We start from the raw sequence: 26,197 nt of genomic DNA, 5'->3' as shown, positions 1-26,197 counted from the left end.
CAGTATGGCAATTAGCCATATCGAATCCATACGGTTTCCATATCGATTCCATACGACGTTCGGCGTCAGTTGCCTGCCTTGGCTTTCTCCGGTGCCGCGAACTGCGCGAGGTCCCGCGCGATGCCGAACGCACCTTGCAGCTTCGCCCGGTCGTCGGACCAGTCCCGGCGGACTATGATCTTGTTATCCTTGACTTTTGCCTGCCCCTTCTGGGCGTGCATGAACTCCACGAGCCCCGCCGGGTTGGCGAATTTGTCATTGTGGAACTGGATCGTGGCACCCTTCGGCCCGCCATCGAGCTTGGCAATGCCCGCCCGCTTGCACATCGCCTTGATGCGCACGACCTGCAAGAGCGTATCGACCTCGCCCGGCAGCGGCCCGAACCGGTCGATGAGTTCCGCCGCAAACCCTTCCATTTCCACCCTTTTTTCGAGGCTGGAAAGCCTGCGATAGAGCCCCAGTCGCACGTCGAGATCGGGCACGTAGGGCTCCGGAATCAGCACCGGCACGCCGAGATTGATCTGCGGTGACCATTCGCCGTCATCCGCCATCTCGACCTCGCCGGACTGCAGCTTGGCAATCGCTTCGCTCAGCATTTCCTGATAAAGCTCGAAGCCGACCTCGCGAACCTGCCCGGACTGCTCCTCGCCCAGCAAGTTCCCCGCCCCGCGTATGTCAAGATCCTGACTTGCAAGGGTAAATCCTGCTCCAAGACTGTCGAGCGACCCCAGCACGCGCAGCCGTTTCTCGGCCTGCGGCGTGAGCTTCTTCCGCGGTTCGGTCATGAAGAATGCATAGGCCCGCAGCTTCGAACGGCCGACACGACCCCGGATCTGGTAGAGTTGCGCAAGGCCGAACATGTCGGCGCGTTCGACGATCAGGGTATTCGCCGCCGGAATATCGAGCCCGGATTCCACGATCGTCGTCGCGAGCAACACGTCATATTTGCCGTCATAGAAGGCGTTCATCCGGTCATCGAGCTCGCCCGCGGCCATCTGACCATGCGCAGTAATGAAGCTCACTTCGGGCACATGTTCGCGGAGGAAGCTCTCCACGTCGGCAATGTCGGAAACCCGCGGCACCACGTAGAACGACTGCCCGCCGCGGTAGTGTTCGCGCAAGAGTGCCTCACGCACCGTCACCGCATCGAACTCACTCACGTAGGTCCGGATCGCCAGCCGATCGACAGGCGGTGTCGCGATGAGACTAAGTTCTCGGACCCCCGAAAGCGCCATCTGCAACGTCCGCGGGATCGGCGTCGCCGTCAGCGTCAGCACATGGATGTCCGAGCGCAGCTGCTTCAACCGCTCCTTGTGACCAACGCCGAAATGCTGCTCCTCATCAATGATCAACAGCCCGAGATTGGCGAACTTGATGGTCTTTGCCAGCAGCGCATGAGTGCCGACGACGATACCAACCTCGCCGTTCTCCACTCCCTTGCGCGTCTCGGCGGCTTCTTTTGCGGAGACGAACCGTGAGAGCTGGCGGACGCGAATGGGCGTCCCCCGGAACCGTTCGGCAAAGCCCTTGTAGTGCTGACGCGCAAGAAGCGTCGTGGGCGCAATCACCGCAACCTGGGTGCCGGACATCGCCGCCACGTAGGCCGCGCGCAGAGCCACCTCGGTCTTGCCGAACCCCACATCGCCACAGATCAGTCGGTCCATCGGCCGTCCCGAATCCATGTCCTCCAGCACATCCGCAATGGCGTTCAGCTGGTCATCGGTTTCGGAGTAGGGAAAACGGGCGCAGAACTTCTCCCAGTCGCTGTGATCGGGCGGCGAGAGCACCGGGCCCTTCCTGAGGGCGCGCTCGGCGGCAATGCGGATGAGCTTGTCCGCCATCTCGCGGATGCGCTCCTTGAGCTTTGCCTTCTTGGCCTGCCATGCGCCGCCACCCAGCCGGTCGAGCAGCCCCTCCTCATGACCATAGCGAGAGAGAAGCTCGATGTTCTCCACCGGCAGGTAAAGCTTGTCGCCGCCAGCATATTCCAGGCTGATGCACTCATGGGGCGCGCCCGCGGCCGTGACAGTCTCCAATCCCTTGTAGCGACCGATCCCGTGATCCACGTGAACAACCAGATCGCCGGGCGTGAGTGTCGTGGCCTCGGTCAGGAAGTTCTCGGCCCTCTTTCTCCGTTTCGGCGCGCGTATGAGCCGATCTCCCAGCACGTCCTGCTCGGCGATGACCGTGAGACCCTTGGCCTCGAACCCGTGCTCCAGCGCCCAGACTGCGAGGTAGAGCTTGCCCTGCCCCTCGATCTCGGTGGATCTGGAGATTTCCCTGGCATCCGTGATGCCACTGTCCGAGAGAAGCCCCTCGAGCCGCTCGCGCGCGCCTTTCGAGTAGCTCGCAACAACCACGTTGCCGGTCTTTCGCTTCTCGCGCACGTGATCTGCCAGCGCACCGAAAAGGCTTACCTGCTCCTGCTGACGTTCCAGGGAAAAGTCACGCCCGATCCGCCCGCCCAGATCGATCACGCCGGGACCGGAGGCACGCGGTAGCGCCGAAAGCTCATGGCGCGGCCGCTGCCCCAGCGCGTAGTCAAACGCAGCCTCATCCATGTAGAGCATTTCGGGCGGCGCTGGCTTGTAGACGGTACCGACCTTGGATTTCGCCGCCATCGCCGCGGTGCGCGCCTCGTACTGCTCCTTCAGCGCTGCCCAGCGCGCAGAGTGTGCCGCGCCGAACTGATCGTCGAGCAGAACAGGTGCATCCGGCAGATAGTCGAAGAGCGTTTCCAGCCTGTCGTGGAAGAATGGTAGCCAGTGCTCGACGCCCTGGTGTTTGCGGCCCGCGCTTACGGCTTCGTAGAGCGGATCATCGTGTCCCGCCGCTCCGAATCTCATGCGATACTCGGTGCGAAAACGCTGGATCGAGGCTTCGTCGAGCAGAACCTCGGAAACTGGCGCAAGCTCCACACGCTTCACCGTTTCGGTGGTTCGCTGGCTCTCAGGCTCGAAGCGCCGTGCGCTTTCGAGGACGTCGCCGAACAGATCGAGTCGGATCGGTGTGCGAGAACTGGGGGGAAAGAGGTCGATCAGCCCGCCCCGGATGGCGAACTCGCCCTTGTCCGTGACAGTCGGCGTCTGGACATAGCCCATACGCACGAGAAATGCGCGGAGTTTCTCCTGATCGAGCTGACGCCCCACCCGTGCAATGAAGCTAGCCCCCCTGAGCGTCTCGCGCGCGGGCACACGCTGTGTCGCGGCATTGACCGTGGTCAGGATCGCCGCCGGGCGGTCGAACCCGCTCGCGAGCCCTGCCAGGGTCGCCATGCGCGCCGCCGAGATGTCGCTGTTGGGAGAGATCCGGTCATAGGGCAGACAATCCCATGCCGGAAATGTCAGGATCGGCAGCTGCGGCGAGAAGAACCGGATTGCCGCCCGCAAGCTCGCCAGCCGCGCATCGTCACGCGCAACATGTATCACGGGCCCCTCCGCGCGGTTCACCGTATCGACGAGGTGATGCGCGTCAAAGCCTTCGGGGCAACCGCCGACGATCAGGCGACCGGGAGAGAGAGGCCGTTGGACATTCATGTTTGCGAGGTAAACCACACACCCCCCGGTGGCAAGAAGTCGCCGAAGGTTTAGTCCTCGGCTAGCCCCGTCACTTCGAAGGCCATGAACAGCGTGCGCTGGCTGTCGTTGAAATTGTTGTCCGAGACCAGCACCAGCGACCGGTTGCCATTGGGCAGATCCGGCCCCCAGGACATGGCTTCCATGTTGTCGAGCGTCACGCCTTCGAACTCGGGCCCCATTTCGAGCACCAACTCGCGCGGCATCATAGTGAGCTCCAGATCGACGAGGCTCTGCTGGCCGGTTACGTCCGTGGCACTGTTCAGAATTCCGGTGGAAACCAGGCGGATCGTGTTGCCGCGCCCCCACGCAAAGGCACGTTCAAGCGCAAGCAACCCGCCATTGGGCAGTGTCAGAAGCTCCGCAACGCCATTGTCCGGTGCAAAGGGCGCACCCTCCTTTGCATCGAGTGGTATCGCCGGAAGCGCATAGACAAATTGCCCATCCGCCCGCCCCGTCTCCGCATCGAACCGGGTGAATCGGACAAGGCTGCCCGCTTCGAGGCTCGCAGCCGGACCGTCCTCGAAGATTGCATCCTCGTTGACGATCCAGATCGCGCCGCTCTCCTCAACCGCCAACGCCTCGAACACCTTGTTGGATCGGGCACCCGCCGTTGCATTGTCGAAATAGTTGAAGAGGCCCGGCACTGCCAGATCACGCACGTATGCTCCCTCGGGTGTCATCTCGCGCAAGAAGGGCTGCACGAACTCGTCCGCCGCGTCGCTGAAGTTACCTTCGCTGGACCAGTAGAGATTGCCACTTGGCGCGAACCGCAGTCCCTCAGGATCGACGGAACGCTTTTCGGATGGAAAATGCTCCCCACCAAGGTCTCGCATATGGCGCACCCCGGCAATCTTCACGTCGTGGAAACCGCCGCCATCGTAGTCGAGATCGAGCATATAGAAGCGCGGTGTTCGACCTTCCCCACCACGGTCGTCAGAAAGCGCGTAGAACACCCCGTCCGGCCCGAGGTCGATCGCGGAAATGCCACCGAATTCGGCACCCTCGAACATGGTTCCGGTCGGGATCTCGTAGCTGCCGATCAACCGAAGTGACAGCGCATCAGCGGCAGACGCCCAACAACCCACGCCAGAAATTACCCCCGCGGCCAGACCATGCCGCATCCACGACCAAAACATTGACGAACTCCTTGACACCACACCCTGTCGCACCCGCCGCACGCCCCGAGGGTGACAGCGCAATGTATCACTCGGATGACAAAAGAAATGCGGCAATCACGATCTTTACAGATCCTGCCAATCGGAAGCGAGTGCCGAGACATGCTCCCGGTATGTCAGGGTAGCACGATTCGCGGATGATGGCTCAGGGCGACCCCCAACGCCCCAATGAGGGCGGCGACCGCGATCACTTGATGCCAGAACTGCCGCCGGGCAAGGATCCGCAGAAGCATGTCCCCGCGATAGTTGCGCCGTTCGATCCTAAGTGCGACCGAAGCCGTGGAGTAGGCGACTATCGAAACTGGAAAAACGAGGAGAAAAACGGCCTGCGCCAGTTCGACACCATTGAGAAAACCGATGACAAAGAGTGCCGAAAGGAGAAATCCACCGAGCAGCGCCGCGGCGATACCCAGTGCGTCGTAAAGCGCCGCCAGCCGTCCCGTATGGACAAGAGCCAGCATTTCGACCTTGCCCGCAATTTCCGGCGACCGGCGGGCGCGAACGAGCATGTCATGGGGGACCCCAAGCATGCGTTGCGTGACGAGGGTCCAGACAATCATGTGCAGCACCCAGTACCAGATGCTTTCAAAACTCGATACTCCGAACGCGCTCAATCCGTTGCTCCGACATTCCGCCACGCAGCAATGCAGCGCGCTCCAGAAGCCACGGGCCGCCCCCCGAGGTCAAGCGAGGCGGGGCAAAAGGATGAATGTCCGAACCGGGATCTTGAGGGCGCATCCGTCCCGTGCGAAACCCGGTCTACCGCAAGTGAAGGACACGAGACATGACACCGCTCGCCGCCCCCTTTCCTCATGGCCGACCTCGCCGACTGCGTCGCACGACCTGGATCCGCGACATGGTGGCCGAGAACCGACTGAGCGTGTCCGATCTGATCTGGCCGATCTTTGTGCGCTCCGGCGAGAATGTGGATGAACCTGTCGCGTCGCTGCCCGGCGTGTCGCGGCTCTCCATCGACCGGGCCGTCGAGGCCGCCAAGCTCGCAGCCGACCTCGGGATCCCATGCATCGCGCTTTTTCCCTACACGGATGAGAACGACAAGAACCCGGAAGCGACGGAAGCCTGGAACCCGGAAAACCTGGTGAACCGCGCCACCCGCGCGATCAAGGCCGCAGTGCCGGGCGTCGGCGTTCTGCTTGATGTGGCGCTCGATCCCTACAGTTCCGACGGTCATGATGGGATCGTGAGGGACGGCGTCATCGTCAATGACGAAACACTCATGGCCTTGGAGAAGATGGCGCTGGTGCAGGCCGAGGCGGGCTGCGACATTCTCGGTCCCTCCGACATGATGGATGGCCGTATCGGCGTGATCCGCGCTGCCTTGGAGACACATGATTTCCCCGACACGATAATCATGAGCTATGCGGCGAAATACGCCTCCTGCTTCTATGGTCCGTTTCGCGACGCGGTCGGCGCCACCGGCGCGTTGAAGGGCGACAAGAAAACCTATCAGATGGATGCGGCCAATGGGGCGGAGGCATTGCGAGAGATCGCGATCGATCTGGCCGAAGGCGCTGACATGGTGATGGTCAAGCCCGGCCTGCCCTATCTCGACGTCTGCGCGCGCGCCAAGCTCGAGTTTGATGTGCCTGTCTTCGCCTACCAGGTTTCAGGCGAATACGCGATGCTCGAAGCTGCGGCGGCAAACGGATGGCTGGACCGCGAGAAAGCCGTTCTCGAAAGCCTGCTGGGTTTCAAGCGCGCGGGGTGCGACGGCATCCTGTCATACCACGCACCGCTCGCGGCCCAACTCATCGAGGGCTTTCCTGCATGATCGAGGCGCTGCCGGACGGGATTGTATTCGCAGCCTTTCTGGGCGCGAGCTTCGTCCTGGCAGCAACCCCGGGCCCAGGCGTGCTCTACATCGTCCTGCGAAGTGCGACGCAGGGGCTCCGTTCGGGGCTTGCCTCCGTCGCCGGCGTTGCTGCTGGCAACCTCGCGAACGCCACGGGTGCCGCTCTCGGGCTTGCGGCGCTCTTCTCAGCATCGGCAGCAGCTTTCACCGTGGTCAAATGGGCTGGCGCGGCGTATCTCGTATGGCTCGGTATCCGCACGCTTCTTGCCCCGATCTCGCCGGATCGCCAGCCGAAGCTTTTTCCTCTGCCACGAGGCCGCATCTGGCGGGACGGATTTCTTGTCGCCCTCCTGAACCCCAAGACCACGCTGTTTTTCGCCGCCTTTCTGCCGCAATTCCTGGATCCGGGCGCGCCGCAAGTTTCCCAGATCCTTCTTCTCGGAACGCTCTTCGTCGGCATCGCCTTCTGCACCGACGCTCTCTACGCAATAGGTGCAAGCCGCGTTTCTGGGCTGCTGGGGAACACGCATTCGATGCGGCAGAAGGTCCGTGCAGTTTCGGGCAGCGTCTTCATCGCAATGGGACTGTTTGCGGCGTTTTCAGGGCAGCGTACGGTGCGTTGAGCGTCGGCTCTCCTTCAATTCTCCCGTATTTGAAGGGAGGAACGGGCGCGAATACTTGGCGGCCCCGTCCGGAACATGCTATCGAAAGCCAAGTCGGCAATCTGACCGGCCTTAGAGGCAAGTTTTCTTTCGTTTGAGGAGCCATCGATGAGCAACTGGACCCGCCGCAGTTTTGTGGCCGCCGCAGGGTGTGGCCTGGCGGCCTGTACCTCCCGCGCGCCGGATCCTTCGGGCGAGCGCGGACGTATCGACTCCGCCGTCGACAGAGCAGTCAGCGAACTCTACCAGACCGTGCCTGGCGCCCAGGAACTCGGCGCTCGTTCCCAAGGGCTTCTGATAATACCGCAGATCCGCAAAGCAGGTTTCTTCGCCAGCGGCGCCTACGGTGAGGGCGCACTGATCATCGGCCCTGCAAAGGTCGAATACTACTCGCTCAGTTCCGCAGGTTTCGGCTTCACATTCGGCGCAGCCGAATACAATCAGGCGCTCTTCTTCCTGACTTCGCAGTCGCTGCAGGATTTTCGTCTGGCCGATGGCTGGCAGCTCGGCGCGGGCGCGGCCGTCACCGTTCCCAGAGCGGGTGGCGCATCCGCGGGCATTGACTCGACCCGGATCAACCGGCCCATCGTCGAGGTCGTGTTTGGCCAGCGCGGCCTGATCGCGGACGCGAGCTTTGTCGGCGCCAAATACAGCCGCATCGTACGCTGACTATAAACCGCTCTAATTCCTGATGCGGGCCGGTTCGTCAGACCGGCCCATTTCAATTGAATCCCCGCCAGGCAAAGACCGCATTCACTCCTGCGGAACGAGATGCGTCACCCCGTCTCCCGCCGCCCGGGCGAGATCGGTGTCAAGCGACATGGGAATGTATTCCCCCCGCCGCCATAGGGTCGACATGTCGTCATAGTGGCGTGAAAGCGGATGTCCGCTTTGGCCCGTAGAGAGAATGATCACGCTCGAATCCGGGTCAGCGAAGTCGTAAACGGTACGCAACACGGAGGCATGTTCATTCAGGAACGGCTCCGGCGCGCGCCCGGTGGCGAGCCCGCGCATCAGGGTATGATCTCCGCCACCTGTCGTCTGCCGGATATTTGTAAGCAGCCCCAGGACCGGGATCGTGCCAAGCGTCTCGTGGCGATGCACCGCCTGGTGGGCATCGCCCCAGCGCCAGCTCTCGACCCGGCCGCCATATTCTTCCGTCAGTTCTACCAGCGCGTCATCAAGTGCCCGGCTTGCCATGTCGGAGCAGGTCTCGACCACGGATGTTTGCGCGACATCGCACCAGTCGCCTGCCCCATCCACATTGCGAAAGACCCGTTCGATGAAGACAGGCTCGGGCTGCGGCAGAAGTTCGGCGTAAGTCCCAAGCTCGTCGATGATCAGCCGGCGCTGGAGCGCGCGCATCCAGGCGGCGTATATCAGCGGCTCGGGGTCGTGCTCGGACATGGCCCCGTTCCAGTCTGCCAGCCGTTCGAGCGCGTCCTGCCGACGCCGCGCCGCACTGCCCTCCTCCGCCGCCGCATCGGAATACCACAGATCCCGCGCGATCAGAGGCAGGAGGGTGCGCGCGGGTTCCGAAATGGTATCGGTCTGAATCTCGATAAAGCTGTCGAGCGTGTGGTATTCCCGCGCGCCCAATAAACGAGCCGCACGCACGATGCGGAACGTATCGCCCCAGTCATGACTCAGATTGTCGGGCCAGAGCGCATCGGTAATCCGGTTATTGGTATTGGCGACAATGCCACTCGGCGGATCTATCACCCAAGGGTATTCGGAAAAGGGTCGGATCCCTTGCCAGTCGTTTATCGCCAGCCACCCTGGTGAAGGAATACGCCCTCGACTGGTATGCCCGGGATGACGGCGCGGTGCGGAACCGGCCATCTGGAGCGCCACGGTTTCCTTGTCCGCCAACGTGATCATCTGTGAGGGCACGACAAGAGCGCGGAGGGCATTGCGCGCTTCGCGGATCGAACCCGCGCGCATCAGCCCCATAGCCGCCTCTATCGACCGATCCTCGGACGTCAGCCCGGTCCAGGCAAGTGCGGCCACGTGGCCTTGGGGCGTGATCGGCTCGACTTCGAAATGATTTCCCGGAATGACCGGACCGTGGCGCGTCCATTTCAGAACCATGTGCACGGGATCCTCGCCTCGCACATTGATCACCGCATCGCGCTGCCGGAAAGGTTCGTATCCCTCAGGAGTGAGGTAGCGATCGGGATCTTCAGGGTCCAGTCGCTCAATATAGATATCTTGATTGTCGAGATAACTCGCCGTCAGACCCCAGCCGATATTCTCGTTCCGCCCAATGACGATGGATGGCACACCGGGAAGCGTTGCACCTATGGCTGGGCCGCTCTCCAGGTCGAGCCGCGCCAGATAGAATGCAGTGGGGGCGGTAAGTGCGAGATGAGGATCATTTGCAAGCAGTGGCACCCCGGCCGCCGTGCGATCCGCCGCCGCGGCGAATGCGTTTGAGGCCCCTGCCTGACCTACAGGAGCCAGTGGATAGAGCGCATGACGCACAGGCGGTTCCACTGGGCCCTCGCGCAAATCCGGAAACATCTCGGAGAACTCGGGAAGCCCCATAACAGGCTGGCTCGTCTCCTCCGGCAATATGTCCCGAACCCTTTCCGCTGGGATCCGAAGCGACAACCGCGCACGCAACGTTTCGCGCGCGGCATTGTCGGAAAGCCGCAGCCCCATCAGCTTCTGGATCGCGATCGAGTCGGCTGGGATCCACGGTGCGATGGCGGAGTCGAACAGAAACAATTCAGGCGCGCCACGCCCAAGCGCATCGCGCTGGACGATTCTCAGCCAGGCATTCACGCCGTCAGCATAAGCGTTCAGATCGGCCGTAATCTCGGAGCTCTGGATTGCCGCGGCCTCACGTGAGGAGCCGTAGATGTCGAGCGCCCGCATGAGTTGGTCGATTTCCAATGTCCCGGGACCGAACAGCTCGGAAAGCCTGCCCTGCGCCGCCCGGCGCATGATGAACATCTGCCAGAGCCGATCTTGCGCGTGCACAAAGCCCAGCCCGAAAAGCGCATCATGATCGCTCTCTGCTAGAATATGCGGGACGCCATACCGATCCCGTATAATCTCCACCTCGCCCGTGGGGCCGGAGACGAGATACTCCTTGTTATAATCGGGAAGCGACTGCTCTGCGAGGTAATAGGCCAGACCCGCCGCTATGATCACCAAGACCGTCAGAAAAATGAAAGCCCGCATGAACCAGCGGAACAAAAACGCCATGCGCGAAACGCCCTCTCCCGATCGGGTTGACGCCTCTCGGATAGCAGGCCACTAGTGCAGACACAACGCCGCACGTCAAAAAGGGTGGGTATCTTATGGCACGTGTTGCCTTTATCGGACTCGGAGTGATGGGATATCCCATGGCCGGTCACCTCGCAAAAGCCGGACATCAAGTTACTGTTTACAATAGAACAAAATCGAAATCCGACCAATGGGTAGCCGAACACGGCCATCAATCCGCCGAGACTCCTGCGGCTGCGGTTCACGAAGCCGAGATTGCCTTCTGCTGCGTCGGGAACGATGAGGACCTGCGGTCTGTCACGATCGGGAAGAACGGTGCATTCACCGGCCTTTCCCAGGGTGCAATCTTCGTCGATCACACCACAGCCTCCGCAGAAGTCGCGCGAGAGTTGAGCGAATACGCAAGTTCCAAGGGCTCCCACTTCATCGATGCGCCCGTATCCGGTGGCCAGGCCGGGGCGGAAAACGGTGTTCTAACAGTAATGTGCGGTGGCGAAGAAACGGAGTTTGCCCGTGCCGCTCCGGTGATTGAGGCCTATGCCCGCTCTTGCAGGCTCATGGGCCCCGCAGGAGCCGGACAACTTACCAAAATGGTCAACCAGATTACGATCGCAGGGCTTATCCAGGGGCTGTCCGAGGCACTTGCCTTCACCCAAAGTGCCGGGCTCGATGGTCAGGCAGTGCTCGATGTGATCTCGAAGGGAGCTGCTGGGTCCTGGCAGATGGAAAACCGCGGCAGAACCATGCTGGAGGATGAGTTCGACTTCGGCTTTGCGGTCGACTGGATGCGCAAGGATCTCGCAATCTGCTTGGCCGAGGCCAATCGTAACGGCACATCCCTGCCGGTTACCGCGCTCGTCGATCAGTTCTACCATGACGTTCAGAAAATGGGCGGTGGTCGCTGGGATACCTCGAGCTTGATCAAGCGACTCCGCTGAACAGGGCGCTTCAGGCCCGAAACTGCCGCTCAACCAACACATTCAACCTTTATCACGGCTCCGAGCGCTTGACTCGGAGCCGCTCGCGCCCTTGAAGAAGCTCAAACGCGGCCCGACCGCACGCCCGAGGCCCTAGTGTCGCGCGCTCGCGGCCCTTCCCGAGACAAGGCAGATTTCATGAACCTCCCCAACCTCCGCCATGAACTCCGTCACGAATGGTTCGGTAACGTTCGGGCGGACATGCTTGCGGGCATCGTTGTCGCACTCGCGCTCATTCCCGAAGCCATTGCCTTTGCCATCATCGCGGGCGTCGATCCGAAGGTCGCGCTTTACGCCTCCTTCTCCATCGCGACGCTGATCGCGTTCACCGGTGGCCGACCAGGCATGATCTCGGCCGCGACCGCGGCAACTGCCGTCCTGATGACGACGCTCGTGCGAGACTACGGCCTTGAATATTTGCTCGCAGCGACAATACTTGCCGGATTGCTCCAGATCGTCGCAGGCTTTGTCGGACTTGCGAAACTGATGCGCTTCGTCTCGCGTTCGGTCATGACCGGCTTTGTCAACGCCCTCGCCATCCTGATCTTCATGGCGCAGCTTCCGGAACTCACGAACGTGCCTGTGCTTACCTATGTGCTCGTAGCCGTGGGCCTCGGGATCATCTACGGCGCACCCTATGTTACCAAGGCGATACCATCGCCGCTCCTCTGCATCATCATTCTGACCCTCGCGAGCATGATCTTCGGCTTCGATGTGCGGACTGTCGATGACCTGGGTGAGTTGCCGTCCTCCCTGCCCGTATTCCTATTGCCCGACATCCCGCTCAATTTCGAAACGCTGCAGATCATCTTTCCCTATTCCGTCGGAGTTGCTGCGGTGGGTCTTCTGGAAAGCCTGATGACCGCACAGATCGTCGACGAACTGACCGATACGAACTCGGACAAGGACCGCGAATGCGTGGGTCAGGGCATCTCGAACACCGTAACCGGTTTCCTTGGGGGCATGGCCGGCTGCGCCATGATCGGGCAGTCAATCATTAACGTGAAATCTGGCGGTCGCGGGCGGCTTTCGGCTCTCACCGCTGGCGTCGGTCTCCTTTTCATGATCCTGGTGCTCAATGACTGGGTGAAGCAAATTCCGATGGCCGCTCTCGTTGCGATCATGATCATGGTTTCGATCGGAACCTTCTCCTGGTCTTCGATCAAGAACCTCCGCACCCATCCGCGCTCGTCCTCGATCGTCATGCTCGCGACCGTTGCGCTCGTGGTCTACACCCACAATCTCGCCATCGGTGTGATGGTCGGTGTCCTGCTTTCAGGCATCTTTTTCGCCGGCAAGATCGCGCAGATCTTTCGTGTCACATCAACCGTCACACCGGATGGTCGTGCACGCATGTACCGCGTCGAGGGTCAGCTTTTCTTCGCAAGTGCTGATGAGTTTTCCCGCGCGTTCGACTTCAAGGAAGCACTGGATGAGGTTACCATCGACGTGAGTGCCGCGCATATCTGGGACATATCCTCTGTTGCGGCCGTGGACATGGTCGTGCTCAAGTTCCGCCGGGAGGGCACGGATGTGAACCTTGTGGGCATGAACGAGGCCTCTGAGACCATCGTCGACAAGCTGGGGGTCCATGACAAACCCGGCGCCATGGAAGAAATGCTCGGGCATTGAGGGAGCGAAACCGATGGCAGACAACCCGACACGTATCATCGCCCTGGTCGATGGCTCGTCCTATTCGGCCAGCGTGTGCGATCATGCAGCGTGGGCCTCCAAGCGCCTGGGCCTCGGGGTCGAACTGTTTCATATCCTTGGGCGGCGCGAGCAATCGAGCGTCCCCGCAGATCTAAGCGGCAGTCTCAAGCTTGGGGCTCGCACAGCACTGCTTGATGAACTGGCAAAATCCGATGCCGAGCGTGCAAAGCTCAATCATGCCCGTGGCCGGCTCATTCTCGAAGATGCCGCGACGCGACTTCGCAATGACGGTGTCACCCAGATCGAGGAGCGCCTCCGCAACGACGACCTCCTAAGTACAATCTCCGAATTCGAGAAGGATGCGCGTCTGCTCGTCGTCGGCAAGCGCGGCGAGGCTTCGGCCTTCGCACACGAGCATCTCGGCTCCAATCTCGAACGGATCCTGCGCTCGGTTACTCGCCCTGTCCTCGTCGCAAACCGTGCCTTCAAGGAAGTCGAAAGCTACCTTGTAGCCTTCGACGGCAGCCGTGCAGTGATGAATTCGATCGACCGGATCGCAGCAGGCTCCATGCTCGACGGCCTGCCTTGCACATTACTGCATGTGGGCGAGCGCACCTCCGCGATGCAAGCCCAGATGGAGGGTGCGGCCGCCTTGATTGCGCCGAAAGCTGGACCCGTGACCATCAATTTCGTCTCAGGCGAGCCCGACAAGACCATCGCGGACCGGATCGAGGCCGATGGTACAGACCTTCTTGTGATGGGCGCGTCGGGCCACAACCGCATCAAACGGCTTTTCCTTGGCTCCACTTCATCGAGCATGGCACGCCTCTGCAAGGTACCGGTGGTAATCTTCCGCTAGTGGTTCGAGCCGGACGGCAGAGTTGACACCATTCCACAAGTGGAAATGATCTCGGGCCAACGAGTATCATGGAGGCTTGGAGCGTGTTCGGGATCCGGGGACGGGGCGCATTGCAGGAGGTCGAGACCGTGCCATGTCGCGACAGTGTCCACGTTGTCGCATTGCTTGCCCTGGTCTCCGCAGGCACCCCGGCCCTCGCGACCGATATGCCGGATCTCGGACCTGAGCCGAGGTTCATCACGCCCGATATGGAGCGGGTGCGTGTGGGCCGGTTGCTCTTCTATGACCCTATCCTTTCGGGCAACCGCAATATCTCCTGCGCCACCTGCCATCACCCGCGATTCGGTACATCAGATGGCGTTTCGCTCTCGCTTGGCGAGGGCGGGACTCGGCTCGGTCCAGAGAGGCATGTAGACCCAGACAACATCCCGGAGGAGCGCATTCCACGCAATGCGCCGGGGCTGTGGAACCTCGGCGCCGAAGAGTTCACCGTCATGTTCCACGACGGGCGATTGGAGGCGGACCCGGACCACCCCGGTGGTATCCGCACACCGCTCGGAGCAGAAATGGTCGAGGGTTTCGACTCCGTCCTCTCGGCGCAAAGCATGTTCCCGGTCCTCTCCGCCGATGAAATGGCCGGTCACTATTCGGAGAACGAAATCAGCCAGTCGGTTCGGCAGGGTTTTCTGAGCCGCAAGGGTGGGGCTTGGGATCAACTTACCGCACGCGTTCACGCCATTCCCGCGTATGCGCAGGCGCTGGAAACATTGAAAATGCCCGGCGAAGCGGAAGGTTTTCCATTGATCTCAAACCTTATTGCCGATTTCATCCGCCACGAATGGCGGGCGGATGACAGTCCCTTCGACAGGGCCTTGCGGGGAGAAGGCGAGCTTTCCCCTGACGCTGCGCGTGGCATGGCCCTCTTCTACGGTGAAGCCGGATGCGCGGAATGCCATTCCGGTTGGTTCCAGACGGATCATGACTTCCACGCCATCGCGATGCCGCAAATCGGACCAGGCAAGGCTGCCCGGTTCGAAGCCCATGCGCGCGATGAGGGCCGGATGCGTGTAACCGGCAACGCGGAGGACGCCTTCGCTTTTCGGACACCCTCCCTGCGCAATGTGGCCCTCACAGCGCCTTATGGGCATGACGGTGCGTATCCAGACCTTGAAACGGTGATCCAGCACCACCTTGCTCCTTTGGTCGCGCTCGAAAACTATTCCGCCGAACTTGCGGTCCTTCCTGAACTGGAAGGCGCGGAGGACTTTGTCGTTGCAAGCGACCCGGAAGAACGCGAACTTATTGCTGAAGCAAACGAGCTGAAGCCCACCATTCTGGGCAAGTCGGATATCGACGCGCTAATTGCGTTTCTGGCGGCCCTGACGGACCCGGCGGAGCGTCTCGGCGTCCCCGAAACCGTCCCGAGCGGCCTCCCGGTGGACAGATAGCAGATGGCTATTTCTCGAATTTCACCTCACCATTTGCTTTGATCCTGCGCCATTCAGTTGACGCACCGCCCGGCCAGATGACCCGGACGTCGACCTCTTCGTCTGTAGCCAGGCCGAAATGCAGCGGCACAGCCGCGCCCCCGGCATGACCACCTCCCACAGTGATTTCCTGTGCTTGGATACCGCCTGAGCGACGCACCTCCACGAATGCTCCGACGGCCTGGGTGTTTGGCTCCGGAGCTGACACCCAGACCTTCAACCAGTTTCCCGATGGAGGCGCGTTCTGCCAGACTTCCATACGCGCGCGACGGTTCACCACCGCAATATCCAGTGCGCCGTCAAGATTGAGATCGACCAGAGCCGCACCTCTAGAGCGGGCCATCGAAGCAACCCCGGCCTCTTTCGCGACCTCCGTGAAGCGCCCGTCCTGCCCCTGCAGAAGCAGCGTGTTCGGGTCTTCTATCGCCGCATCAGGCATCTGCTCGACGTTGCCCTTTGCCACGAAGATATCATCGCGCCCGTCGGTGTTCACATCACCAAAGGCTGCATGCCAGCCTGTCGAAGGACGTCCATCCTCCCCCGTGTGGGGCCTGTGCGCGGTGGTGCCAAAATCGTAGGTCACGTCGCGCCAGACCGGTCCGCCCGGGGCCGGATCGAATGCCTGGAATTTCTGATCGCCGATGGAGGTAAGATAGACCTCTGGGAAGCCGTCACCCGAGAGATCGCGGGAGGCGATACCCATGCCCCATAGGCTATAGCTTCGCCAGCCATCGTCGGCAGTATAGAGGCGGGGATCGGCCCCCATGGCCCACATCTGCTCCTGCCCGCCCCGGACGTAATAATGTCGATCGTTGCTGACCCTCAGATCGGCCTTCCCGGTGCGCGACCAGTCCGAGAACAGCATCGAAAGTGCGCAAAAGCCCGGCTCGAGGCGCAGAGGTTCGCCGTAGTGTCCGCCTTTGGGCCTGTAGAGCAGCGTCACATCGCAGGCCTCGAAAGGCCCATCTGGATCGCTACGATCCACGTAAGTTCCGAAGGCGAGTGTCGGCAGGCTTTCCCCCTCCTCCCAGGTAGCGGAAAATGCCGTAGTCCAATGGTCTCCGGAGGTGAACCCCAAGTCGGTAAAGGGCTCGAACGCGCATTTGCTTTTGCCCCGCATCAGCATGTCCGGCCCGACGCGCAAAATCGCAAGGTCGAGCACTCCATCCCCATCGACATCGAGCGGATAGGCACCCGTAACGCCCGTTATTCTCATCACTTCGGGTGTTTCGTCGTGGAAAGTGAGTTCGCCACCAGGCAGATCTGTCGTGTTCCGCAAAAGCTTTGCAGGGTTCGCGCCCCCTGCAGCGAAGAGATCGGGGAAGGCATCACCATCGCAATCAAAAGCTGCGAGACCGCCGCCAACAAAATGTTCCCAGCCACCATCATAGACATGATCCAGCAACGGGCGTTGATCAAAGACCGGCACAGAAACAGGTTTGTCCTCCGCCAACGCGTTGCCCGCGCTTGCGCCCAAGAGGGCGACCATCAGGATCCTAGACCGCATCTTTCGCCAATTCCCGCACAGTAAGCACGGAGACCTGCTCGATTGCATACGCCGCAGCTCCCTTTGCCCACATTTCGTCGCCCCATTCGTGAACCCGGATTTCCGGCAACGGGGCATCGACCTGGACCACCATTCGCTGCATTTCTGGCATCACGTTCCGCTCGTAGAAGTGCCGGAAAGAGACCCGTGCGCCTGCCAGAATGATCAACTCCGGATCGAAGACGTTTATCAGATTTGCTATCCCCATCGCGAGAATGCGCCCCGCCCGCTCAAGAACCGATAGGGCAGTCTGGTTACCGGCCTGTGCCGCAGCGAGGAAATCAGAAATATCTCCTTGGATGTTGCTCCCGGCAATCTCGACATTGGCTTCGCGCAGCATTGCATAACCGCCGACATAGGCTTCCAGGCACCCCCTTTGCCCGCATTGGCAAAGCGCACCCTCATACTGGACCTTGGTGTGGCCGAGTTCTGCACCGCAGCCTCGTGCACCGCGGTATAACTCGCCATCCAGGATGATCCCGAGCCCAACCCCATGCTCTATCGTGACCACGAGGAAGTTGTTCACATTCCGGACGGCGCCGAAGAGATGCTCGGCCTTGGCCACGAGATTGGCGTCATTGTCGAGAAAGGCCGGAACAGGGAGTCTCTGCGCGAGAACCGATGCGAGATCGGCGTTGCGATGAATGAGCGATGAAGACCAATGCACGAAATTACGGATCGCGTCGATTTGGCCGGCTAGGCCGATGCCGATACCCGAGAGATCGTCAGGCCTGAAGCCTCCCTTTCCGCAGGCTTGCTCCACTGCCAACGTGACCTGATCCACAAGTTCAACGGATTGCATCTTGGCCCTGGCCAATGACATCTGGTGACGAATAATTTCGCGGCCCTCGAAGTCGAGGATCAACACCGAGATATAGCGCTGCGCGACCTTGACGCCTGCAACGCGGTGCGCGCCTCCCCGCAGTTTCAGCAGCACACGCGGGCGACCTCGCCTTGATTGACTGGGTTTCTCTTCTTGCCGGATTTCCTCGAGCACACCCGCGGCAATCATTTCCGCGGTGATGGCAGTGACCGTTGCAGGGCTCAATCCGACTGCACGCGAGATGTCGATCCGAGCGATTCGCCCGGCGAGCCGGATCGCATTCAGCACGGCGAGCCGCCCGTGGTCGCGCAGGTCTGCCGCCCCTCCCGATGGCTCAATCCGCCCCATGGTCGTTTCCGCCTCCCCTGATTACGAGCCTGAAATCGGTGTAGAATCCCGCCTCCACCGCACCTTCGCGGTGCTGTGCCGGGAATTGTAGCACAAATATTTTGACAGATAAAATAAATAAGCGTAGACGTTGATTGCGCCGGAGCACCTCTCGAGGCGGGCCTGGCGAAAAGAAAACTGGGAGGAAAGCAATGAAATTTCTCGGTGGCACATCAGCCATTGCCCTGCTTGCCGTGGCCGCATTCCCGGCCAACGCACAGGACATTTCCGTCGGCGTGAGCTGGTCGAATTTCCAGGAAGAGCGCTGGAAAACCGACGAGGCCGCGATTGTTGGCGCCTTGGAAGCCGGCGGCGCAAGCTACATCTCGGCGGACGCACAGTCCTCCTCGGCCAAGCAGCTTGCCGATATCGAAAGCCTCATCGCCCAAGGCGTCGACGCACTGATCGTTCTGGCGCAGGACACCCAGGCCATCGGACCGGCTGTTCAGGCCGCAGCCGATGAGGGAATTCCGGTCATTGCCTACGACCGTCTGATTGAGGATGACCGGGCCTTCTATCTGACTTTCGACAATGTCGAGGTCGGACGGATGCAGGCCCGCGCGGTCTTCGAAGAACAGCCCACCGGCAACTATGTCATGATCAAGGGCTCGCCCACGGATCCGAACGCGGACTTCCTGCGCGGCGGCCAGCAGGAAATCCTGCAGGACGCGATAGACGCGGGCGACATCACCATCGTGGGCGAAGCTTACACCGACGGTTGGCTACCGGCGAACGCCCAGCGCAACATGGAACAGATACTGACCGCGAACGACAACGCGGTCGATGCGGTCGTGGCCTCAAATGATGGCACTGCGGGCGGCGTCGTGGCGGCGCTAACTGCGCAGGGAATGCAGGGTATCCCGGTCTCCGGGCAGGACGGCGATCACGCGGCGCTTAACCGCGTTGCACTTGGCACCCAGACGGTCTCTGTGTGGAAGGATGCGCGCGATCTCGGCAGGGCCGCGGGCGAGATTGCCGTGGAACTTGCGGGCGGCACCGCGATGGCGGACATTGACGGTGCCGAATCTTGGACCTCTCCGGGAGGCACGACGATGACCTCGCTCTTCCTGGAACCCATCCCGATCACCGCGGACAATCTCCCCACAGTCGTGGAAGCAGGATGGATCACCCAGGAAGCACTTTGCCAGGGCGTCTCGGACGGTCCTGCTCCGTGTAACTGACGACACCCCGGAAAGGGAATGGCTGCCCCCGGAAATTTGGGGCAGCCTGACGAAATCTCGTGCTGAATCGGGGGAGTTCGGGCATGACCGACACCACATCTCAGCCAGCCACCACCAGCAACGCACGTAACCTGTTCCAAAAGCTGGAACTTGACACGCGCCTTTTGGGAATGGCCGGTGCCTTCATTCTATTGTGCATTGGGTTCGACCTCCTCACCGATGGCCGCTTCCTGACGCCACGCAATATCTTCAACCTGTCGATCCAGACCGTCTCGGTGGCGATCATGGCTTGCGGCATGGTTTTCATCATCGTCACACGCAACATTGATCTCTCGGTGGGTGCACTGCTCGCAACCAGTTCCGCCGTAATGGCAATGGTGCAAACGCAGATCCTGCCCCATGCGCTCGGTCTTGGCTTCGGCCATCCGATGACATGGATACTGGCCATGGCCTCCGGTTTTCTCGTCGGCACGCTGATCGGCGCGTTTCATGGCTGGATGGTCGGCTATCTGGCGATCCCGGCCTTCATCGTGACACTCGGCGGGTTTCTCGTCTGGCGCAATGTCGCCTGGTATCTGACCTCAGGTCAGACGATCGGCCCGCTTGACAGCAATTTCCTGATGTTTGGCGGCATCAACGGCACGCTGGGCACAACATGGAGTTGGGTCGTGGCGGTGATCGCGGCCGGCCTAGCCCTCTTCGCGCAATGGAATGCCCGCCGCTCTAAGGCCAGTCACGGCTTTCCGGTCAAGCCCGTCTGGGCGGAAATCACCCTATCGGCAATGATCCTTGGCTCGATTTTCGGATTCATCGCCATTCTCAACTCCTACATGATTCCCGAACGCCGGCTCGAGCGGATGTTCGAGGCCCGCGGGGAAGTGATGCCGGAGGGGCTCGAAGTCGGCTACGGCCTGCCGATTTCGGTGCTCATCCTGATCGCGGTCGCGGTCGTACTGACTATCGTGGCTAGAAAGACAAGGCTGGGCCGCTACATCTTTGCCACCGGCGGGAATCCCGACGCGGCCGAGCTTTCAGGCATCAACACCCGGCTGCTCACGGTCAAGGTCTTCGCGCTCATGGGCTTTCTCTGCGCACTTTCCGCTGTTGTCGCTTCAGCCCGTCTCGCCAACCATTCCAACGACATCGGGACGCTTGACGAACTGCGCGTGATTGCCGCGGCGGTCATCGGAGGCACGGCGCTTTCAGGCGGTGTCGGCACGATCCACGGCGCGATCCTCGGCGCGCTCATCATGCAGGCGCTTCAATCGGGCATGGCAATGGTCGGCGTTGATGCGCCTTTCCAGAACATCGTCGTGGGCACCGTCCTTGTTCTCGCGGTCCTGATCGACACGGTCTATCGCAAGCGGTTGGGAGCGAAGTGATGGCAACTCCGAAAGAGCTCCGCGACCAGGGCGCGACACCTCTGGTCGAAATGCGCGACATCTCGGTCTCCTTCGGCGGGATCAAGGCCGTGGACCACGTCACGGTCGACCTGCATCCAGGCGAGGTCGTAGGACTCCTCGGCCACAATGGTGCCGGGAAATCGACTCTGATCAAGGTGCTGTCGGGTGCTTACCACAAGGACGGCGGCGAGATCCTGATCGACGGCAAGCCGGTCGAGATCCACAATCCGCGAGACGCACGCGCGAACAATATCGAGACGATCTACCAGACGCTCGCTTTGGCGGACAATCTCGATGCCGCCTCGAACCTCTTCCTTGGCCGGGAGCTTGTCACGCCGATCGGGCTCGTGGATGATGCCGCCATGGAAGCCGAGTGCCGGAAGATCATGGGACGACTCAACCCCAACTTCCGCAAGTTCAAGGAACCGGTCTCCGCGCTCTCGGGCGGCCAGCGCCAGTCGGTTGCCATCGCCCGCGCGGTCTATTTCAACGCGCGCATCCTGATCATGGACGAGCCGACAGCCGCGCTTGGCCCACACGAAACTCAGATGGTCGCAGAACTGATCCAGACCCTGAAGGCACAGGGCATAGGCATCTTCCTGATCGACCACGACGTTCACTCGGTCATGCAACTCTGCGACCGGGCCAGCGTCATGAAAAACGGCGCGCTCGTTGGCACGGTTAATATTGAGGATGTCACTGACGATGATCTGCTGTCGATGATCATCCTCGGAAAGAAACCTGGCGAAACCACCCTCTAAGAACTGGCGCCCCGCGGGAACCGGGGCGCACCTTCACGAAAAGACAAGGCAATACCATGGCAACCGGCTTCTTCGACGGCATTGAACGCGTCCGCTACGAAGGTGCGGACAGCACCAACCCGATGGCATACCGGCACTACAATCCAGACGAAATCGTCTTGGGCAAGCGAATGGAGGAGCATCTGCGGCTCGCCGTCGCGTGGTGGCATTCCTTCGCCTACGAGGGCGGCGACCCATTCGGTGGATCGACCCTCGTGCGCCCCTGGCACCCCCAGGACAACATGGAGAATGCGCGGCTCAAGGTTGATGTCGCCTTCGAGATGTTTGAAATCCTCGGCACCCCCTTCTTCTGTTGGCACGATGCCGATATCCGGCCCGACCAGGGCGATCTCGCCGGGAACGTGGCCAAACTCGATGAGATTACAGACTACATTGCCGAAAAGATGGAACACTCAAGCACGCGCTGCCTCTGGGGCACGGCGAACATGTTCAGCCACCGCCGCTGGATGGGTGGCGCCTCCACCAATCCGGATCCGGATGTCTTCGCCTTCGCCGCGGCGACTGTTAAATCCTGCATGGACGCGACCAAGAAGCTCGGTGGGGCGAACTATGTTCTCTGGGGCGGACGCGAGGGTTACGAAACCCTGCTGAACACGGATCTGGGTCGGGAACTCGACCACATGGGACGTTTCCTAACCATGGTGGTCGACTACAAGCACAAGATCGGCTTCGAGGGCACGATTCTCGTAGAGCCGAAGCCACAAGAGCCTTCCAAGCATCAGTATGACTATGACGCCGCGACCTGCATCGGGTTCTTGCGCAAATACGGGCTGGAAAACGAAGTGAAGCTCAACCTCGAGCAGGGACACGCCATTCTCGCAGGGCACAGCTTCGAGCATGAACTGGCTGTTGCGGCAGCAGACGGGATGCTTGGTTCGATCGACATGAACCGCAACGACTACCAGTCTGGCTGGGACACAGACCAGTTCCCGAACAACACCCCGGAAGTGGCGCTCGCCTACTACGAAGTGCTTAGGGCAGGCGGTTTCGCCACGGGAGGCACCAACTTCGATGCACGCATCCGGCGCCAATCTATCGACCCAGAGGATCTGATCGCGTCACATGTTGGAGGTTTTGATATCTGCGCAAGAGGCCTGAAGGCCGCCGCCGCGATGATAGAAGATGGCGGGCTGGAGGCCGCACGCCGGGAGCGCTATGCTGGTTGGGAGACCGACCGCGGAAAGGCCATGCTTGCAAGTGACCTCGAAAGCGTCGCTGCGAAGGCCCTGGCCGAAGGGATCAACCCTAACCCGCGTTCCGGCCGGCAGGAAATCCTCGAGAACTACGTGAACCGGTTCGTCTGAAGGAAGTCGGACCAAGGCCGGCAGCATCTGCGGAGTCTTTCGCTGGAGCGCTTTTCGTTCCGCAAGGCTCCGCACAGGCTTGGCTCCTTCCACTACCAAGCCCACAAATCAGACATCTCATTCATCGCTTTTTAGTCAAATTCAATTACGAGTCTTATCTGTATTTAAGCGCTGCGCTCGCACTTCGCCGATCGCGTGCGAAATAGGGATGAATTTTCAAAATGTTGCGACGGGATTCCATCCGGATCACGATAATTGGTTTCTGTCTTCTGCTTGGCATGGCCGGCAGTGTCGGGATCTTCTTCTACAACGGTATGGTCGATGGACTGCGTGATCGCGGCCTGGCAAATTTCGACAGCTATCTTCAGATCGGGATGAACCGTATCGAGGACGAGATTGCGAACATCCGCACGCGCACACTGTTCCTCGCCCGAACGCCCGCCATGGGAAACCTTGTCCGCGCCCATTACAATGGAGGCGTCGATCCCGAGGACGGCTCCACGGAGACGGAACTGCTTGCACAGTTGGGCACTCTGTTTGTGCGGATGGCCGAACTCAACAGGCATATCTACCGGATTCGGCTTATCGGTGCAGAACGCAACGGCCTCGAGCTTCTCGAAGCTACACGGAAAGGCGGGATGATTTCCCTGAGTCCGTCCACCGCCCTCGATGAGATCGGGGAAAGCAGCTTTTTCCGACAGGCAATCGGTCTTAATCCACAGGAAATCTACCAGAGCGGCTTTGAAGTCGCTCTGGCTCCGGAGAACTCCTTGCGCGGGATCCGTTCCTTCCTCCGCACGGCGACTCCCCTGCACAATGATGCCGGGAAGGTCTTCGGCATCTTGGTGATCGATGTCGACACGTTTTCCGTCATGCGCCAATTGCGGCACTCTATTCCCTCGGAAGCCAACATCTATCTGCTGAACTCCAGAGGTGAGCTCATTTCACGCCCGCCACCCTGGGACATGGCTCTCGAGGAACAGAAGGGCCTCTCGGGGCTAGACCCTTCCCTGGTCTCAACCGTCATCGAGGGTGAAAGCGACAGCTATTCAGGTGTGGTCAAAGGTAAGGATGAGCGAGAGATCGCAATCTTCGCACGGAAGTTTCTCCTCCACCATGACTCCGGAGAATTTGTCCTCGCCGCGATGGCAATTCCCATGAGTGTACTCCGGGAAAGTGCAGACAATATCCGCGCCCAGATATCCCTCATTGCTATTCTTTTCTCGATATTCGGTGCGCTTCTGCTCTTCGCGGCCACCAACCGCCATGCTCGACCGATGGAAACGCTGACACGTGCTGCACACCAGATTCTCGCTGGGCGCCCACTCTCTCACATCAACTGGCCCGAAAGTGCGGATGGCCCCGCAGGCAAGCTTCGGGATGCCTTCGTCGAGGTCATAACCACCATTCTCAATCGGGAAAAGCAAATCGACGAGACTGTTCGCAGGCTTGAGACCCTCACCAATGGTGTCGCGGATTCGATCATCATGATCGACGAGAACGGCATAGTGGAAACCGTGAACCAGTCCACGCTCAAGATGTTTGGCTACACCAAGGACGAGATCATTGGAAAGAACGTGACCATGATCATGCCGGAGAGCTTCCGGTCCCGCCATGATCACTACCTGCGAAAGTATATCGAAACTGGTCGTCAGGACGTGTTCGGCAAGAGTCGTTTCCTCAGCGGGATGAAAAGGGATGGAACCGAGTTTCCCATCGAACTGACCGTTTCGGTTAGTGGCGAACCGGGAAGTGCACGCTTCATCGGCATCATAAGAGATATCTCCGAACGCGATGTCGTCGCGCGCATGAAGGCGGAATTCGTTTCGACGGTCAGTCACGAACTCAGGACGCCGCTTGCTTCAATGCAGGGAAGTCTTGGCCTGCTCGAGGCTGGCATCGCCGGAGAGCTTTCCCCCCAGGCCCATGAATTGATCGAGACGGCGAATGGCAACTGCGCCCGCCTCATTACTCTTATCAACGACATTCTCGACATGGAGAAGATCGAATCCGGCCGCATGAGTTTCTCTTTCAACCACATTGACCTTGCTCGCATTGTCGACACTGCGGTTCAGGAGTGCCGGGGCATGGGTACGGAAGCGGGTGTCAGGATCTCGACGAAATATCCGGACACACCACCGATCGTGCTGGGCGATCCGGACCGCCTGATTCAGGTGGTCAACAACCTTCTTTCGAACGCCATCAAGTTCTCCCCCCAGGGAGGGGTGATCACTGTCTCGATTCAGCAGGTCGGCGGGGCCTGGAGGCTCTCCGTTGCCGACAACGGTCCGGGCATACCCGCCGAATTTCGCAGCCAGATCTTCGAAAAATTCACCCAGGCCGACAACAGCACACGCCGTCGCATCGGGGGCAGTGGTCTGGGGCTCAGCATCTGCCGCTCGATCGTAAAGGCGCATATGGGCAGGATCGATTTCCGCACCAGCTCCTCAGGAACCGTGTTCTTCGTCGATCTGGGCATTTCATCCGAAACTCCGCAACAGGTGGCAAGAACCTTTGAAACCGCGCGGGGAAGGGTCCTCCTGTGCGTAGAGGACGAGACGGCAGAACAACTTCTGTCTGATCTCGTCGAAAGCATTGGCTATGAAGCATTCCACTGTCCGACCGCGGATACCGCTTGCAAACAGCTCAAATCCGAATGGTTCGATATTGTCATTCTAGATTGGGAAGGAAGCGGCACAGACGCCGAGAAAGTGGTGCGCTTCATTCACGCCACGCCCGACCTTTCGGATATCCCGATGATCGCCATTTCGCCGGCGCAGTCTGATTCCAATGAACTGGAGTATCCCGGCAGCGCGTCCTACATCCGCCAGATCAGCAAGCCGCTCGACGAAAACCGGCTTCGCAATGCCCTCGAAATGGCGTCGATACGCGCCGGCTCCGGCCCTCTGCGCGTCCTGCATCTCGAAGATGAGGTCGACCAGCAAATGGTGCTGAGAACCTTGCTTACCGGCATAGCGGAGGTCGACTCGGTCAGGACGCTCAGGGAGGCCCGCGCACGCATCGCTGAAACGTCTTACGATGTGGTTGTTCTCGACCAGTATGTGCCGGATGGCAGCGGGCTCGATCTTATCGAAACGCTAAAGTCCCAGACCAACCCGCCTGAAATGATGGTCTACTCCATCGATCTACCAACAGCAGACGCCTGCCGCTCAATCTCGGATTCCATCCTCAAAACCGATGCGGACAATACCGAACTCCTGCAGCGGATAAAACTGCTCCTCCGCACCGCTCGCAGCCAACGTCAGTCCTGATTCCAGAAAAGAGACGAACCAG

18 protein-coding genes are annotated in these 26,197 nt (G+C 60.5%); 12 read left to right on the top strand and 6 right to left on the bottom strand.

All coding sequences use genetic code 11. The features are described from left to right. Positions 1-65 precede the first annotated feature (65 nt). From mfd to ACP15W_RS06770, 3 genes are all read right to left on the bottom strand, one after another. Positions 66-3,536, bottom strand: a complete 3,471-nt coding sequence (gene mfd / locus ACP15W_RS06780) for a transcription-repair coupling factor (protein WP_424932292.1) — start codon at positions 3,534-3,536, stop codon at positions 66-68. 50 nt (positions 3,537-3,586) lie between these two features. Beyond that, positions 3,587-4,714, bottom strand: coding sequence for an esterase-like activity of phytase family protein (locus tag ACP15W_RS06775; RefSeq protein ID WP_424932093.1), 1,128 nt, complete (start codon positions 4,712-4,714; stop codon positions 3,587-3,589). A 155-nt stretch (positions 4,715-4,869) separates the two neighbouring features. After that, positions 4,870-5,367, bottom strand: a complete 498-nt coding sequence (locus ACP15W_RS06770) for a hypothetical protein (protein ID WP_424932092.1) — start codon at positions 5,365-5,367, stop codon at positions 4,870-4,872. 170 nt (positions 5,368-5,537) lie between these two features. On the opposite strand from ACP15W_RS06770, the gene hemB reads away from it, so the two are divergent. From hemB to ACP15W_RS06755, 3 genes are all read left to right on the top strand, one after another. After that, the gene (gene hemB / locus ACP15W_RS06765) at positions 5,538-6,545 is read left to right on the top strand and encodes a porphobilinogen synthase (protein ID WP_424932091.1); all 1,008 of its coding nucleotides are present in this window, start codon (positions 5,538-5,540) and stop codon (positions 6,543-6,545) included. Next, entirely contained in the window at positions 6,542-7,189 is a 648-nt protein-coding gene (locus tag ACP15W_RS06760) for a LysE family translocator (RefSeq protein WP_424932090.1), read from the top strand. The genes hemB and ACP15W_RS06760 overlap by 4 nt, the downstream gene beginning before the upstream one ends. 147 nt (positions 7,190-7,336) lie before the next feature. After that, positions 7,337-7,897 (top strand): twin-arginine translocation pathway signal, encoded by a 561-nt coding sequence (locus ACP15W_RS06755; RefSeq protein WP_424932089.1) that lies wholly within the window; start codon positions 7,337-7,339, stop codon positions 7,895-7,897. An 84-nt stretch (positions 7,898-7,981) separates the two neighbouring features. On the opposite strand, the gene ACP15W_RS06750 is transcribed toward ACP15W_RS06755, so the two are convergent. Beyond that, positions 7,982-10,441 (bottom strand): penicillin acylase family protein, encoded by a 2,460-nt coding sequence (locus ACP15W_RS06750; RefSeq protein WP_424932088.1) that lies wholly within the window; start codon positions 10,439-10,441, stop codon positions 7,982-7,984. A 95-nt stretch (positions 10,442-10,536) separates the two neighbouring features. On the opposite strand from ACP15W_RS06750, the gene ACP15W_RS06745 reads away from it, so the two are divergent. From ACP15W_RS06745 to ACP15W_RS06730, 4 genes are all read left to right on the top strand, one after another. Then, positions 10,537-11,400 carry an NAD(P)-dependent oxidoreductase gene (locus ACP15W_RS06745; protein ID WP_424932087.1) on the top strand — a complete coding sequence of 288 codons (864 nt, stop codon included), beginning with the start codon at positions 10,537-10,539 and terminating at the stop codon, positions 11,398-11,400. A gap of 177 nt (positions 11,401-11,577) precedes the next feature. Then, complete coding sequence (locus ACP15W_RS06740; RefSeq protein WP_424932086.1) at positions 11,578-13,071, top strand: SulP family inorganic anion transporter; 1,494 nt, start codon at positions 11,578-11,580, stop codon at positions 13,069-13,071. A gap of 13 nt (positions 13,072-13,084) precedes the next feature. Beyond that, positions 13,085-13,951: a universal stress protein gene (locus ACP15W_RS06735; protein ID WP_424932085.1), complete on the top strand. Its 867-nt coding sequence runs from the start codon at positions 13,085-13,087 to the stop codon at positions 13,949-13,951. 206 nt (positions 13,952-14,157) lie between these two features. Beyond that, positions 14,158-15,399 carry a cytochrome-c peroxidase gene (locus ACP15W_RS06730; protein WP_424932291.1) on the top strand — a complete coding sequence of 414 codons (1,242 nt, stop codon included), beginning with the start codon at positions 14,158-14,160 and terminating at the stop codon, positions 15,397-15,399. Positions 15,400-15,406: 7 nt separating this feature from the next. On the opposite strand, the gene ACP15W_RS06725 is transcribed toward ACP15W_RS06730, so the two are convergent. Both ACP15W_RS06725 and ACP15W_RS06720 read right to left on the bottom strand, forming a co-directional pair. After that, on the bottom strand, positions 15,407-16,945 hold the full coding sequence (locus tag ACP15W_RS06725; RefSeq protein WP_424932084.1) for a CRTAC1 family protein: 1,539 nt from the start codon (positions 16,943-16,945) through the stop codon (positions 15,407-15,409). Next, positions 16,935-18,155 (bottom strand): ROK family protein, encoded by a 1,221-nt coding sequence (locus ACP15W_RS06720; RefSeq protein WP_424932083.1) that lies wholly within the window; start codon positions 18,153-18,155, stop codon positions 16,935-16,937. The genes ACP15W_RS06725 and ACP15W_RS06720 overlap by 11 nt, the downstream gene beginning before the upstream one ends. A gap of 191 nt (positions 18,156-18,346) precedes the next feature. Here ACP15W_RS06720 and xylF point away from each other — a divergent pair, with 191 nt between their 5' ends. The 5 genes from xylF (at position 18,347) to ACP15W_RS06695 (ending at position 26,175) form a co-directional block, all read left to right on the top strand. Next, complete coding sequence (gene xylF, locus ACP15W_RS06715; protein WP_424932082.1) at positions 18,347-19,375, top strand: D-xylose ABC transporter substrate-binding protein; 1,029 nt, start codon at positions 18,347-18,349, stop codon at positions 19,373-19,375. An 83-nt stretch (positions 19,376-19,458) separates the two neighbouring features. Next, positions 19,459-20,757, top strand: a complete 1,299-nt coding sequence (locus tag ACP15W_RS06710; RefSeq protein WP_424932081.1) for a sugar ABC transporter permease — start codon at positions 19,459-19,461, stop codon at positions 20,755-20,757. Next, positions 20,757-21,539 carry an ATP-binding cassette domain-containing protein gene (locus ACP15W_RS06705; RefSeq protein ID WP_424932080.1) on the top strand — a complete coding sequence of 261 codons (783 nt, stop codon included), beginning with the start codon at positions 20,757-20,759 and terminating at the stop codon, positions 21,537-21,539. The genes ACP15W_RS06710 and ACP15W_RS06705 overlap by 1 nt, the downstream gene beginning before the upstream one ends. Before the next feature lie 56 nt (positions 21,540-21,595). Beyond that, a complete protein-coding gene (xylA, locus tag ACP15W_RS06700; protein ID WP_424932079.1) occupies positions 21,596-22,903 on the top strand; it encodes a xylose isomerase in 1,308 nt (435 codons plus the stop codon). A gap of 221 nt (positions 22,904-23,124) precedes the next feature. Next, positions 23,125-26,175 (top strand): ATP-binding protein, encoded by a 3,051-nt coding sequence (locus tag ACP15W_RS06695; RefSeq protein WP_424932078.1) that lies wholly within the window; start codon positions 23,125-23,127, stop codon positions 26,173-26,175. Positions 26,176-26,197: the final 22 nt, after the last annotated feature.

It is taken from the genome of Amaricoccus macauensis (assembly GCF_049800915.1).
GTDB classification, from domain to species: domain Bacteria; phylum Pseudomonadota; class Alphaproteobacteria; order Rhodobacterales; family Rhodobacteraceae; genus Amaricoccus; species Amaricoccus macauensis_A.
The sequence above is the reverse complement of the archived record's forward strand: the minus strand, read 5'-3'. Positions and strand labels throughout refer to the sequence as shown.

Excerpts from the sequence above, each read along its gene's own strand:
- ACP15W_RS06745 (WP_424932087.1), top strand. The coding sequence starts at position 10,537 with ATGGCACGTGTTGCCTTTATCGGACTCGGAGTGATGGGATATCCCATG.
- ACP15W_RS06760 (WP_424932090.1), top strand. The coding sequence starts at position 6,542 with ATGATCGAGGCGCTGCCGGACGGGATTGTATTCGCAGCCTTTCTGGGC.
- ACP15W_RS06750 (WP_424932088.1), bottom strand. The coding sequence starts at position 10,441 with ATGGCGTTTTTGTTCCGCTGGTTCATGCGGGCTTTCATTTTTCTGACG.
- xylA (WP_424932079.1), top strand. The coding sequence starts at position 21,596 with ATGGCAACCGGCTTCTTCGACGGCATTGAACGCGTCCGCTACGAAGGT.
- xylF (WP_424932082.1), top strand. The coding sequence starts at position 18,347 with ATGAAATTTCTCGGTGGCACATCAGCCATTGCCCTGCTTGCCGTGGCC.
- mfd (WP_424932292.1), bottom strand. The coding sequence starts at position 3,536 with ATGAATGTCCAACGGCCTCTCTCTCCCGGTCGCCTGATCGTCGGCGGT.
- ACP15W_RS06755 (WP_424932089.1), top strand. The coding sequence starts at position 7,337 with ATGAGCAACTGGACCCGCCGCAGTTTTGTGGCCGCCGCAGGGTGTGGC.
- ACP15W_RS06710 (WP_424932081.1), top strand. The coding sequence starts at position 19,459 with ATGACCGACACCACATCTCAGCCAGCCACCACCAGCAACGCACGTAAC.
- ACP15W_RS06725 (WP_424932084.1), bottom strand. The coding sequence starts at position 16,945 with ATGCGGTCTAGGATCCTGATGGTCGCCCTCTTGGGCGCAAGCGCGGGC.
- ACP15W_RS06695 (WP_424932078.1), top strand. The coding sequence starts at position 23,125 with ATGTTGCGACGGGATTCCATCCGGATCACGATAATTGGTTTCTGTCTT.
- ACP15W_RS06735 (WP_424932085.1), top strand. The coding sequence starts at position 13,085 with ATGGCAGACAACCCGACACGTATCATCGCCCTGGTCGATGGCTCGTCC.
- ACP15W_RS06720 (WP_424932083.1), bottom strand. The coding sequence starts at position 18,155 with ATGGGGCGGATTGAGCCATCGGGAGGGGCGGCAGACCTGCGCGACCAC.
- hemB (WP_424932091.1), top strand. The coding sequence starts at position 5,538 with ATGACACCGCTCGCCGCCCCCTTTCCTCATGGCCGACCTCGCCGACTG.
- ACP15W_RS06730 (WP_424932291.1), top strand. The coding sequence starts at position 14,158 with ATGCCGGATCTCGGACCTGAGCCGAGGTTCATCACGCCCGATATGGAG.
- ACP15W_RS06740 (WP_424932086.1), top strand. The coding sequence starts at position 11,578 with ATGAACCTCCCCAACCTCCGCCATGAACTCCGTCACGAATGGTTCGGT.
- ACP15W_RS06775 (WP_424932093.1), bottom strand. The coding sequence starts at position 4,714 with ATGTTTTGGTCGTGGATGCGGCATGGTCTGGCCGCGGGGGTAATTTCT.
- ACP15W_RS06705 (WP_424932080.1), top strand. The coding sequence starts at position 20,757 with ATGGCAACTCCGAAAGAGCTCCGCGACCAGGGCGCGACACCTCTGGTC.